This window comes from Ruegeria sp. G10 (genome assembly GCF_056533645.1).
This window is the reverse complement of record NZ_JBQFOQ010000002.1, coordinates 95,987-108,574: the sequence shown is the minus strand read 5'-3', so window position 1 is coordinate 108,574 and position 12,588 is coordinate 95,987. Positions and strand designations below refer to the sequence as shown.

Here is a 12,588-nt window from a genome sequence, read left to right as displayed (position 1 = left end):
TCAGCGATCCTTCGGGTCCAGAGCGTCACGCAGGCCATCGCCGATGAAGAACATCGTAATGATGATGGTGACGTAGAAAGTCAGCGGGTACATCAGCTGCCACAGCGTGCCATAGCTCATCGTACCGGCCCCTTCGGCGATCAGACGCCCCAGCGAGGTGTAGGGTTCCGAAATGCCAAGACCCAGGAACGAGATAAAGCTCTCGGTAAGGATCATCTCGGGCACCAGAAGCGAGGCATAGACGATCACCACGCCCAGCAGGTTGGGCAGGATGTGGCGGTACATGATGGTGAACTCGCTGACACCGGCAGCACGGGCGGCCTCGATGAATTCGCGGTTTTTCAGCGTCAGGGTCTGCCCCCGCACGATCCGCGCCATCGTTAGCCAGCCCACCGCACCCAGCGCGATGAACAACATGAAGAAGGATCGCCCGGCTACGACAAGCAGCAGGATGATAACCAGCGTGGCCGGGATCGCCAGCAGGATGTCGACAAAGCGCATCATCACGCTGTCGGTGCGACCGCCGATATAGCCAGCGGCGATGCCATAGCAGGTCCCCACAATCAGCGCGGTTGCGGCCCCGATCAGACCCACCAGCAGCGACGTGGTGGTGGCCTGAATGACGCGGCTGTACAGGTCGCGCCCCAGATCATCGACACCGAAATAGTGGCCTGTTTCGATCGATGGCATCCCCATGCCACGCACGTCACCCATGACATTCCAGTCGATCTCTTCGTTGTTCCAGACCGCAAAATAGGGCCCGAAGATCGTGAAGAGCACGATCAGGCTCAGGATGATGACACTCGCCATTGCAGCTTTGTTGCGGACAAAACGCATCCGTGCGTCCTGCCATAACGAACGCCCCTGAATGACCGTATAGTCGGTGACGTCGTCGGCCAGTTGGGCGGCTTTTTGAGATTTTCCAAGCATTGCCAGCCCCTCAGTAGCGGATTTTCGGATCGAACCAGGCATAAGCCAGGTCGGTCAGCAGGTTCACGATGACGGTTAGCGTGCCATAGAGGATCGTGACCCCCAGCAGCACCGCATAGTCCCGCGCCAGCGCCGAGTTCACATAGGCCTGACCCAGACCACCGGTCGAAAAGTAGATGTCGACAAAGACAGAACCGGTCAGCACGTAGACGAAGACCGGCCCCAGATAGGACACGACCGGCAGCAGCGTCGGTTTCAGTGCGTGACGCCAGATCACGGTTCTGGTCGGGAGACCCTTGGCTCGTGCGGTGCGGATGAAGTTCGAGTTCAGAACCTCGAGCATCGACGACCGGGTGATCCGCGCGATCGAGCCCATATACGAGGTCGCCAGCGCGATAACCGGCATGACCAGATATTGCCACTGGCCGCCATGCCAGCCACCGCCCGGCAGCCAACCCAGCCACAGGGTGAAGGTCAGGATCAAGATCGGGCCCATGATGAAGTTCGGCAGCGCCTGCGCGGCAATGCCCAGACCGACGGCGAAATAGTCGATCCAGCTATTGTGCTTGATCGCAGCGGCGATCCCCAGCGCGACACCGATGGATGTGGCCACCAGAAACGACAGCGAGCCATAGGTCAGCGAGATCGGGAAACCCTGCGCGATGATGTCATTGACGTCCCGGTCCTTGAACTTGAAGGACGGGCCAAAGTCGAAATGCACAACGATATTATACAGATAGTCCCAAAGCTGTTTCCACAGCGGCTGGTCCAGCCCATAGCGTGCCTCGATATTGGCCAGAACCTGCGGTGGCAAAGGCCGCTCCGAGGTGAAGGGCCCACCGGGCGCGACGTGCATCAGGAAGAAACAGGCGATGACCAGCAAAAGGATCGTGGGAATGGCGACCAGCAGCCGCCGGAAACTATAGGCAAGCATTTCATGCCCCCGTGTTTATTGGCTCTGCCCCGGGCGATCCCGGGACAGAGCGTGGTTCAAAGACGATTATTCAGCGATCTTGTACAGGTTCTTCGAGTACCAGTTCTGCTCGACGTTGTTGACCGGCCAGTTCCCGACATCGCTGTCCATCATGTAAACACCAGCATAATGGTAGATCGGGATCACAGGGGTCTCTTGTGCGATGATACGCTCAACCTCGGTATAGAGCGGCGCGGGATCGTTCGAGGTTTTGGCCTCTGCCAGCAGCTCGTCAACGCGGGCGTTGTTGAACTTGCCGTCGTTGTAACCCGAGTCCGACTGCAGCAGGTCGAGGAAGGTCGAGGCTTCGTTATAGTCGCCACACCATGCGCCACGGGCCAGCTCAAAGTTCTGGTTGCCGCGCTCTTCCAGGAACACTTTCCATTCCATGTTGGCCAGTTCAACCTGAACGCCCAGCTTCTGTTTCCACATCTGGCTTAGCGCCACGGCGACCTTCTTGTGGTCTTCTGAGGTGTTGTAGACCATCTCGAAGCTTAGCGGATTGTCGGGTCCATAACCTGCTTCGGCCAACAGCTCCTTGGCCAGTTCGTCGCGCTCGGCCTGGCTCATGGACGCCATTTCGACCGCCGGAACAGTGAAGCCCGCAGTGGCTTCGGGTGCGAAAGTGTAAGCCTGCGGCTGACCACCGGCCATGACCTTTTCGGTGATGATCGCGCGGTCAACAGCCAGAGACAGCGCTTGGCGGACATTGGGGTCCTTGAACGCCTCGGGGCCGCCTTCGGACAGGTTGAAGGTGTAGTAGTAGTTACACAGACGCGGGAAGCTGATGGCTTCTTCGGGGTGTTCCTGGCTCAGGCGCGGATACTGTCCAGCCGGAATTTCGGTGCGGTCCAGTTCGCCTGCCAGATAGCGGGTCAGGGCGACGTTTTCGTCGTTGATGACCAGTGCGACAACCTTGTCGATGATTGTGTTGTCGTTGTCCCAGTACATTTCGTTGCGCTCACGCACCGAACGTTCCTGCGGCAGATGTTCGGTCAGGACATAGGCACCGTTCGAGACGATGTTTTCAGGTTTGGTCCAAGCGTCGCCAAACTCTTCGATCACTTTCTGAGGGGCCGGGAAGGTGGTCGAGTGCGTGGTCATCTGCGGGAAATAGGGCAGGGGGGCACTCAGGCGGACTTCCAGCGTCTTGTCGTCGATGGCCTTGACGCCCAGATCGTCGACGGATGCGTTGCCTGCGATGATCTCGGCAGCGTTCTCGATCGACATCAGTTCCATGAACCATGCATAGGGCGAAGACAGCTCGGGATCGACGGCACGTTTCCAGGCGAAGACGAAATCGCCCGCAGTCACCGGATCGCCGTTCGACCACTTGGCATCGTCGCGCAGGGTAAAGGTGTAGACGTCCTTGGTGTCATTGACCTCAAAACCGGTGGCAACGCCAGGAACCAAATTGCCTTCTTCGTCCTGGTTCATCAGTCCTTCGAACAGGTCCCGAACGATCTCGGCACCCGAGACGTCTTCGACAACCTGCGGATCAACCGAGCTGTGTTCGTCCAAGATGCGGTAGGTAAAGGTCTGGTCCTCCGCCAGCGCTTCGCCGGTTTCCGGGTGCGTCCCGGCGGCGATGGCTGCGCCGGCGATGATGGTTGAGGACAGCAGCCCCGCTAACGAGGTTCGGATCATTCTGTTCATGTGTTTACTCCCGTTTATTGGTGTCGAAGCCGCGCCAATACGGCTGGGGCTCGTCTACCGATCTGTTTCCGGCATCTGCTGTGGCTGCGCTTTGATCTAGATCGCCAAAAGGCCACATCTTGGGCGCTCAGCGGCAGGGGATGTCAGAAAATCAATTGTGAAAGTGGTCTTTCACTGCGCAGGAAGGTGCCGGTTTTTGGTCAAAGGTAAAGGGTTTTGACGGTATTTGTGTGCTGAAAGGTCGATTGAAACCGTAACCGGTAAGGCAGTCGAAATATTATTTTGAAACGCTTTGTCGATATGACACTTTCGTGAAGCGAGACATATTGGTTTAGGGGAATACGTTGGCGCGGATACCCGCCAATGGCGAATCACCTGCGATTCTATGGCACCAGCTGCGCCTTCATTCCGGCCTCGGGAAAGCATGTCGGTGTGCGACCGGTTCGTTCTTGCCAGCGCCCGATCGACCGCCGGGTTTTGTAACCGGGTAATCCATCGACACCCCCAACATCATGCCCGCCTTGAACGAGGACCTGTTGCATGGCGGCGATGTCCGAGCGCAACAGGCCACTGACCTCGCCCCAGGAGGCGCGAAAATCGCCAACGCCATATTCAATGCGATCCCCGACATGACCAACAAACAGGGCGTATAGATCACTGGTGTTATAGTCTTTCAAAACATAAAAATTGGGCGTCACGATAAACGCCGGGCCGTTCCGTCCCGCGGGCAACATCAGGTAGCCCTCGGCGGCTAACTCATGATCGGGAAAGGGCCGACCCGAGATGCGATTGATACCCAGCGCGACCCAATCACGGATCGGACGCCCTTGATCCGGTCCCTCAAGCGTGCACGAGACATCCTGTGGCACCGAGACCTCAAATCCCCAATCGCGGCCTTTCACCCAACCATGCAGCCAGAGATAATTCCCAATCGAGGCAATTGTATCCGCCTCTGAGTCCCAGATATCAGCGCGGCCATCTGCGTTCCCATCAATCGCGTATTCCAGAAAACTGCTTGGCATGAATTGAGGCTGTCCAAGCGCACCTGCCCAACTGCTTTTGAGAACACGCACATGTCCGGCCTCGGCAATTTGAAGCGCCGCGATCAATTCCGAAGTGAAATAATCGGCCCGTGTGCTCATGAACCCCTTGGTGCCCAGAACCTGAAACGCGCTGTGGCGGATCGGAACCTTGCCATAACCGCTCTCGCGCCCCCAAATCGCCAGTATGATGTGGGAAGGCACGCCGGTTTTTGCCTCGACCTCTGCCAAAACATCTGCATGTCGCCTGGCCATCTGTCGGCCGACATGGGTGGCGCCTTGAACCGAGCCTGCGTTGAAGTAACGCGACGGCGCGCCGAATTCAGCCTGTCGTTGGATTTTGGGCGTTCGGTTCGAGCTTCCGGGCGGCACCAAATCGGGCAAATCCCAGTTCAAACTGACCCCTTCGAACGCCTTTTGAAACGTCCCACGGGAAACCCCGCGCGCCTTTGCCTGTGGCCAAATCACCTGTTGCAGCCAGTTCTGAAACTGTTGTTCGACCACCACCCGATCCTGCGCAAACGCAGTGCTTGCAGTTATGATCAGCCAAAAGAGGGCAGTAAGCGAACGCATGTCAAACGGTGTCGCCCGGTCGAACCTGCAAGTCAACCGCCGGGGTAGCGCAGCTTTCGGGAAAAGGTCTTGAGAAATCTTCTGACTCTGCTGATAGTTGCCAAGAACCCGGTCATGAAAGGATCAGCAGGCGTGACCATTTCTCGGATACTCGCTGTCGCACTGGCCACTATGACGACGCTGCTTGTGTCCGGCCAAATCGCCTGGGCGAGCGACAGTTTCATGGACCCGCAGGGCCCGATCGCAACCGCACAGAAACAGCATCTGTTTCGTGCAACAGCCCTGATATTGGTCGCCGTGGTTCCGGTGCTGGTCCTGGTCCCCCTGATCGCCCTGCGGTATCGCCGCCGAAAAGGCGGAGCCGCCGCCTATAGACCGCATTGGGATTTCTCAGCCCGGCTTGAGGTTCTGATGTGGGGTATCCCTGTTGTTATCGTGGCGATCCTGTCCTTCTATCTGTGGAAAGCCACCCACCGCCTTGATCCTTATGCTGCCCCGTTCGGAGAAGAGCCCGCCCTGCAGGTGCAAGTGGTAGGATTGGATTGGAAATGGCTGTTCATTTACCCCGAGCTCGGCATCGCGAGTGTGGGAGAGCTGGGCATTCCGATCAAGCAGCAAATAGCGATGACGCTGACCACTGATACGGTGATGCAGTCCTTTATGATCCCCGCTTTGGCGGGTCAGATCTATGCGATGCCGGGGATGACCACCAAACTGCATCTGGTGGCGGATGCGCCAAAGACCATGCAGGGCGAAAACACGCAGTATAACGGGCGCGGTTTCACCAAACAGAAATTCTTGACACAAGCGATGAACCCGCAGGATTTCGATGCCTGGGTCACCAGCGTTCGGGCCAACGGCATACCATTGACCGAAGATACCTATCGCATCCTCGCCATGCGTACTGATCGGGATGAAGTCCAGGCAGCGCTAGGTACGCCGCTTATGCCGCTCAATGCGCTCTATTTTACCCTGGATGATAAGGATATCTTCCAGTCAATCCTGCACCGTTATCACGGCGGAAGGGCTCTGCCCCGAGACCTGCAGCCCGGGACGGCCACATTCGGGCAGGAGGTGCAGCAATGACATCAGCCGAGACCGGGTTCCTTGGCCGTCTGAATTGGGACGCATTTCCTGTTGTCGGCCTGATCCAGACTCCGAACGCGAATGAGATTGTGGCCAATGCCGCCGCAGGGATTGTCATCATCGGGGTTATCACTGTGGTGGGAGTGCTGACGTGGTTCCGCCTGTGGGGGCCGCTTTGGCGCGACTGGCTCACCAGCGTCGATCACAAAAAGATCGGGATCATGTACATCGTTTTTGCCATTGTCATGCTGGCACGCGGTGTCCTGGAGGGGGTCGTCATGCGCGCCCAACAGGCTGCCGGGCCGGGGGACGGTTTCCTGGAAGCCGAACACTTTGCCGAGCTGTTCAGCACCCATGGCACGATCATGGTGTTCTTCGTCGCAGTACCCTTCGTCTTTGGGGTCGCCAATTATGTGATCCCGCTGATGATCGGCGCGCGAGATGTGGCCTTTCCCGTAATGAACCAGATAGGGCTAGGACTGACCGTATCCTCGGGCATGATGTTGATGGTCTCGCTGGTGGTCGGAGAGTTCTCGACCGGTGGATGGACAGCCTATCCGCCCTACACCGGGGCTGCATTCAATCCGGGCGTTGGACCCGATTACTGGATTTGGGCCATTGTTGTTTCTGGCGTCGGCACCACGCTGACGGGCATCAACTTTGCCGTCACGATCTATAAGCTACGCGCGCCGGGGATGAAGTTCATGCGGCTGCCGATGTATTGCTGGACGATCATCTGCAGTTCGATCCTGATCATCTTTGCCATGCCTCCTCTGGGTGTCGCCGCACTGCTGCTAGCCGCCGACCGGTATCTGGATTTCCACTTCTTCACCAATGACCTTGGCGGCAACATGATGAACTATGCCAACCTGTTCTGGCTGTTCGGCCACCCCGAGGTTTATCTGCTGGTCCTGCCCGCCTACGGCATTTATTCCGAGGTTTTTGCGACCTTCTCGGCCAAGCGGCTCTATGGCTATAACTCGCTGGTCATCGCGACTATGTCGATCGCCATCATGTCCTTCACGGTTTGGCTGCACCATTTCTTCACGATGGGTCAAAGCGCACTGATAAATGCGGTTTTTGGTATTGCCACGATGTTAATCGCGATCCCAACCGGGGTGAAGGTTTATGACTGGATGGCCACGCTTTATCGAGGCCGCATCCGGTTCTCGGTTCCCATGCTATACGGTCTGGCGTTTCTGATGCTTTTTGTAATCGGCGGGCTAAGCGGCGTCATCCTTGCCAACCCGACTGTCGATTATCAGGTTCACAACACGTTGTTTCTGGTCGCGCACTTTCACAACGCTCTGCTGCCCGGCGTACTGTTCGGCTTGCTTGCCGCGTATAACTACTGGTTCCCCAAGGCTTTCGGGTTCCGCCTGAACGAGTTCTGGGGCCGTGTATCGGTCTTTTGCTGGACCGTTGGCTTCCTGCTGACTTTCATGCCGCTTTACTTCGTTGGGCTGATGGGAATGCCGCGCCGGTCATTCAGTTGGGAACACCCTAGTTTTCATCCCTATATGATCACCGCCGTGATTGGCGCGGTGGTGATCACCTGCGGCCTGTTCTCGGTGCTGATCCAGCTTTGGGTCAGCATCCGCGATCGCGAACAAGCCCGCGCGCCGGTCGGTGATCCATGGGATGGACGCACTCTGGAATGGTCAATTCCGTCGCCGCCGCCGCCCTATAATTTCGCTGTCATCCCGCAAGTGACCGACCGCGATGACTTTGCTGCTGCCAAGGAACGGGGTCAGGCCTATCCCGAACCCGACGCGTATGAGGATATCGAAATGCCCCGCAACACCGGCATTGGCTTTATCCTTTGTGTGCTCAGCGGCATCTGGATGTTTGCACTGGTCTGGTGGATATGGTGGCTGGCCGCGTTGGTAACGATCGCGATGCTTCTGGCCTTCATCGTCTGGAGCTTCGATACCAGCACCGAAATCATCATCCCCGCCGAAGAGGTCCGCAAAGAGCACGAAGCCTGGTTATCTCTGGTCCATATCACGCAGGCAGTGGACCGCGACTTTGAAACCGCGCCCGAAAACCATGGCCTTGCGCGTCCGGATATGGAGGCCTCGACATGACCGGCACACCCAAGCACAGCTATCCCGGCATCAACCTCGGAGAAGATCACGCCAGCGCGCACAAGGCCTCCGAAGTTGTCACCTTCGGATTTTGGGTCTTTCTGATGAGTGATCTGGTCTATTTCGGCCTGATGTTCGCAATCTACATCACGATGATCGACGCGCAGGCGGGCGGGCCAGGACCACATGAACTGTTTGATCTGAAGAGTATTTTCGCCCAAACCCTGATCTTGCTCACAAGCAGCCTGACGGTCGGTTTGGCGATGCTGGCATTGAAGTACAATCTGCCACGGGCACGTGTGGTGCTTTGGTTCGGGGTGACTTTGGTACTTGGGCTCAGCTTTCTGGTACTGGAAATTCGCGACTTCATGAACATGGCTGCGCAAGGGGGTGTCCCCCAACGCAGCGGTTTTTTGTCGGCTTTTTATGGCCTTGTGCCTCTGCACGGGCTGCATGTCGCGGCAGGGTGCATCTGGCTGGTCGTGTTGGGCATCCAGCTGCGCGTGATGGGGATGACCGATCTGGTAATCTCGCGTGCCGTAAGACTGGCGTTGTTCTGGCACTTCCTCGATCTGATCTGGATCGGCATCATCACCGTCGTGTATTTCGGAGGGCTGGCATATGGATAACCGAACCGAACTCCATCGCCGCGAGCGGCGGCGCTATGTGATCGGCTATGGCGGCTCGCTGCTGCTTACACTTGTCGTGTTTGTCATCGCATACCGGTTCGGCATCGAAACGCCCGGGGTGTACCTGACGATTGGCCTGCTGGGCTTAGCGCAACTGGTCGTGCAACTGGTCTATTTCCTGCATATCGACCGCCGCCGCAGCAGTCGCGAAGATCTGGACCTGATCCTGTTTTCAACCCTTGTCTTGCTGATCATCATCGGCGGCACGGTCTGGATTCTTGGCAACCTGGCCATTCGAATGCACACCCATATGATGTAGCACAGCGCGCTTGGCTAAAGACGGTTACTGGGAAAGCCAAAAGGTCGTCGCTCGGCCCTGACAAGATCAAAATCGAAGCCTTAGGCGTGATACCCCGATGTCAACTCGTCAAGAATAGACCAAGCCATAGCGCGACCCAGCAAAGAAACAGGCTCAGCGCGATGTTTCCGGCCGCCAGCGCGATGGTGCGTTCACGATGCAACCCGAGGGTCTGATAGGCAAAGCTTGAGAAGGTCGTGAAACCACCGCAGAAGCCAAACACCAAGCGTTTTTGTTCTTCGCCCATCTCCACCAGGCCACCCAAATAACCGATCCAAAGGCCAAGCAACAGGCTGCCCAGCACATTCACGAGCAATGTTGAAAACGGCAGATCGTGCTCCAATCGCACCGCCAGCCAGTGGCGCAGCACGGCACCTAACCCTCCGCCCAATGCAAACACAGCGTGTAGATATAACCCAGTCATTCTGCTGTCTCAGATGGCGCGAAGCGGCGACCCAGGGCCTCGCCTGCAATGGCGGCACCCAAGCCAAAGACAATCTCTAACGCGGATGCGCTGAACACAAGCGCATAGCTTTTTTCGGCAATCCGATCCAACTCGGCCACGAAGGAAGAAAAGGTGGACAATCCGCCACAAAAGCCAATCGCCCCCAGATGCAAAACATGGGCATGGATATGATGACGTATTGCATAAAGCCAACCGAGGATGAAACAGGCCGCAATATTGATGCCAAAGGTCGCAGTTAAAAAAGGGGCCCCGGGAATTTCCAGCGCAAAGGCCTCGCGCAGCAGCGATCCTGCCGCGCCGCCGACAAAAACCGCCAGATACATCACGGCCCGATGCCTAAGTTGCGAGTCTGGTCGTGACACTGCGGTTGATCCTGAATTCACCTCTGTTCATCTGGCATACAGATTGCGCCAATATGCTTCAAGCAACCGTGGTGAAGCATTCGTGACAGATGACAGCCGCACAAGGGCTTGCACAGAATGGTCAATCTGATCCACGGTCGTCATGAACAAAAAGGCCACGCCCCGCAGGCCTAACCCAAGGGAGATCTTATATGATTGTTCGCAGGCTCTACTACATCCTCAGCTATGTCTGCCTGCCGTTGACCTTGCTGTGGGGCTATTTCTGGCCACCCGCCTACTGGCTGCTGGTTATTCTTGTTCCATATGCGGTGATCGGCCTCTACGATATGCTGACAACCAAGCATAACGTGCTCAACAACTATCCGGTTCTGGGGCATTTTCGATATATGCTGGAGTTCGTCAGCCCCGAAATTCGACAGTATTTCGTGGAAACGAATGAAAGCGGGCGGCCTTACAATCGCATTATCCGCAGCCTTGTCTATTCTCGCGCCAAAGGGCAGGTCGACACTCAGGCTTTTGGCACGCAGTACGACATCAACACCGTCGGATACCATCGGGCCAACCATTCGCTTGCACCCAAGCATGTCGCCGAAAGCGAAGAGCGGGTGATCCTGGGCGGGCCGCAGTGCGATAAACCCTATAACGCTTCGCGCCTGAACGTCTCGGCCATGAGTTTCGGGGCCCTCAGCGCGAACGCGATCCGGGCGCTGAACGGAGGCGCCAAGGACGGTGGCTTTGCGCACAATACGGGCGAGGGCGGTTTGTCACCCCATCATCTGGCAGAGGGCGGGGACATCATCTGGCAGATCGGTACTGGCTATTTTGGTTGCCGCACCCCGGACGGGGGGTTTGATAAAGACAAGTTCGCCGAAAAAGCCCAAAAAGACGTTGTGAAAGCGATAGAGATCAAGCTGTCTCAGGGTGCAAAACCGTCGCATGGCGGGGTATTGCCCGCTGCAAAGGTTGACGCGGAAATTGCCGAAATACGGGGGGTTCCGCTGCATCAGGACGTTATCTCTCCGCCGACCCATTCGGCTTTCGACGGTCCGACGGGGCTGATGGAGTTCGTGCAACACCTGCGCGAGATGTCCGGTGGCAAACCCATCGGTTTCAAGCTGTGCATTGGCAACCCGACCGAATTCATGGCGATCTGCAAAGCCATGTTAGAAACCGGTATTCTGCCTGATTTCATTACCATCGACGGCGCAGAGGGTGGCACCGGTGCAGCACCAGTCGAGTTCACCAACCGCCTGGGCATGCCGTTGAACGAGGCCCTGATATTCGTGAACAACTGTTTGCGGGGAATTGGAGTGCGCGACAAGGTCCGCATCATTTGCTCGGGCAAGGTCGCAACCGGGTTTGATATGGTCGAGAAGTTCGCGCTGGGGGCTGATATCTGCAACGCAGCGCGGGCCATGATGTTTGCCGTGGGTTGTATTCAGGCACTGCATTGCAACACCAACCGCTGCCCGTCCGGCGTCGCGACGCAGGATCCGATCCGGGGCCGGGCAGTGAATGTACCGCAGAAACGTCAGCGCGTGCATAGGTTCCATGATGCGACACTCGAAAGCTTCCGCGAAATTCTGGGCGCGATGGGCAAAGAACACGTGTCAGAGCTGACGCCCGCGGATATCCGCCGCCGGACGGCGGATGAGCGAGAGCGGAGTTACGCCGAATTGTACAGCTTGCTGGATGACGGCGCTTTGTTGGGCGAAACGATCCCGGCAGAGTTCGCATCTGACTGGCATGCCGCTTCAGCGCGCCACTTTTAGCCTTGTTTAACGCGGATTAGATCGCGGATTGTTCTGCACATGCGTGTTGATCCTGCGGATACTCCATTCGACGGCATCGCGCATGGTTCTGCCAAGCGCGATATCGAACGCATCAACCAGATCAGAGGTCTGATCGCTGGCTGCCAACACGTTCTCCTGGAATGAACTGGACGCGATAATCTTGTCGTCGTACTCGTCAATAATCTTGATGTTAATGCGCACTTCAATGCGCACCGACGTCGCGTCTTCAGTTTCGCTGATCACGATGCCCTGAAACTCTCGCAGGTCAGGGGCGATGACATAGTCTGCACGCAGGCCAACAGTCGAACGACCAACCGCGGCGACTTTCCCCGAGTTCTCGTAGCTTTCCACCATCAGAGCCTGCACAATCAACGGCGCCCGATCTACCCAGCGCGCCCGTGGCAGGTATTGGACCTGCAGCAATGTGGGTTGAATAGCGATCTGGTCGGTGTTGACGGCGGCGGTTGCTGTGGGTTCTTGGACGACGATTTGCTTCTGGATGCTCGGCAGCGAAGACGAGAAGGTGCTTTTGGGCGTCAAGAGATACAGGTCGTTGGGTTTTGACGCTTGCCGCAAAGTACCCAAACCAGTGCAACCCACCAGCGCGGCCAAGGCCAGAGTAAAAATAAGGGGCC

General features: G+C 57.2%; 12 protein-coding genes. 5 read left to right on the top strand and 7 right to left on the bottom strand.

Annotation, left to right across the window (positions count from 1 at the left end; genetic code table 11):
* The 4 genes from ACR0KM_RS04275 to ACR0KM_RS04260 all read right to left on the bottom strand — a co-directional run bounded on the left by ACR0KM_RS04275 (position 1) and on the right by ACR0KM_RS04260 (position 5,172).
* Positions 1-930 carry an ABC transporter permease subunit gene (locus ACR0KM_RS04275; RefSeq protein WP_480857788.1) on the bottom strand — a complete coding sequence of 310 codons (930 nt, stop codon included), beginning with the start codon at positions 928-930 and terminating at the stop codon, positions 1-3.
* Positions 931-940: 10 nt separating this feature from the next.
* Positions 941-1,864, bottom strand: coding sequence for an oligopeptide ABC transporter permease OppB (gene oppB, locus ACR0KM_RS04270; RefSeq protein ID WP_480820797.1), 924 nt, complete (start codon positions 1,862-1,864; stop codon positions 941-943).
* 66 nt (positions 1,865-1,930) lie between these two features.
* Entirely contained in the window at positions 1,931-3,559 is a 1,629-nt protein-coding gene (locus tag ACR0KM_RS04265) for a peptide ABC transporter substrate-binding protein (protein ID WP_480857786.1), read from the bottom strand.
* A gap of 383 nt (positions 3,560-3,942) precedes the next feature.
* Positions 3,943-5,172: a lytic murein transglycosylase gene (locus ACR0KM_RS04260; RefSeq protein WP_480857784.1), complete on the bottom strand. Its 1,230-nt coding sequence runs from the start codon at positions 5,170-5,172 to the stop codon at positions 3,943-3,945.
* Between the two features lie 69 nt (positions 5,173-5,241).
* Between ACR0KM_RS04260 and ACR0KM_RS04255 the strand changes: the two genes are divergently transcribed.
* Genes ACR0KM_RS04255 through ACR0KM_RS04240 form a run of 4 tightly spaced genes read left to right on the top strand, consistent with a single transcriptional unit; the run spans position 5,242 to position 9,293 of the window.
* The gene (locus ACR0KM_RS04255; RefSeq protein WP_480857782.1) at positions 5,242-6,258 is read left to right on the top strand and encodes a cytochrome ubiquinol oxidase subunit II family protein; all 1,017 of its coding nucleotides are present in this window, start codon (positions 5,242-5,244) and stop codon (positions 6,256-6,258) included.
* Complete coding sequence (locus ACR0KM_RS04250; protein ID WP_480857780.1) at positions 6,255-8,345, top strand: cbb3-type cytochrome c oxidase subunit I; 2,091 nt, start codon at positions 6,255-6,257, stop codon at positions 8,343-8,345. Before ACR0KM_RS04255 ends, ACR0KM_RS04250 begins: the two co-directional genes overlap by 4 nt.
* Complete coding sequence (locus ACR0KM_RS04245) at positions 8,342-8,974, top strand: cytochrome c oxidase subunit 3 (protein WP_480857778.1); 633 nt, start codon at positions 8,342-8,344, stop codon at positions 8,972-8,974. Before ACR0KM_RS04250 ends, ACR0KM_RS04245 begins: the two co-directional genes overlap by 4 nt.
* Positions 8,967-9,293 carry a cytochrome o ubiquinol oxidase subunit IV gene (locus tag ACR0KM_RS04240; RefSeq protein WP_480820809.1) on the top strand — a complete coding sequence of 109 codons (327 nt, stop codon included), beginning with the start codon at positions 8,967-8,969 and terminating at the stop codon, positions 9,291-9,293. Before ACR0KM_RS04245 ends, ACR0KM_RS04240 begins: the two co-directional genes overlap by 8 nt.
* Before the next feature lie 100 nt (positions 9,294-9,393).
* Here ACR0KM_RS04240 and ACR0KM_RS04235 read toward each other — a convergent pair whose 3' ends face one another.
* Both ACR0KM_RS04235 and ACR0KM_RS04230 read right to left on the bottom strand, forming a co-directional pair.
* On the bottom strand, positions 9,394-9,756 hold the full coding sequence (locus tag ACR0KM_RS04235; RefSeq protein WP_480857776.1) for a fluoride efflux transporter FluC: 363 nt from the start codon (positions 9,754-9,756) through the stop codon (positions 9,394-9,396).
* Positions 9,753-10,160: a fluoride efflux transporter FluC gene (locus tag ACR0KM_RS04230; RefSeq protein ID WP_480857773.1), complete on the bottom strand. Its 408-nt coding sequence runs from the start codon at positions 10,158-10,160 to the stop codon at positions 9,753-9,755. The genes ACR0KM_RS04235 and ACR0KM_RS04230 overlap by 4 nt, the downstream gene beginning before the upstream one ends.
* Positions 10,161-10,351: 191 nt before the next feature.
* Between ACR0KM_RS04230 and ACR0KM_RS04225 the strand changes: the two genes are divergently transcribed.
* The gene (locus ACR0KM_RS04225) at positions 10,352-11,932 is read left to right on the top strand and encodes an FMN-binding glutamate synthase family protein (protein ID WP_480857772.1); all 1,581 of its coding nucleotides are present in this window, start codon (positions 10,352-10,354) and stop codon (positions 11,930-11,932) included.
* A 6-nt stretch (positions 11,933-11,938) separates the two neighbouring features.
* Here the strand turns inward: ACR0KM_RS04225 and ACR0KM_RS04220 are convergent, their stop codons facing one another.
* A complete protein-coding gene (locus tag ACR0KM_RS04220) occupies positions 11,939-12,493 on the bottom strand; it encodes an ABC-type transport auxiliary lipoprotein family protein (RefSeq protein ID WP_480820817.1) in 555 nt (184 codons plus the stop codon).
* Positions 12,494-12,588: the final 95 nt, after the last annotated feature.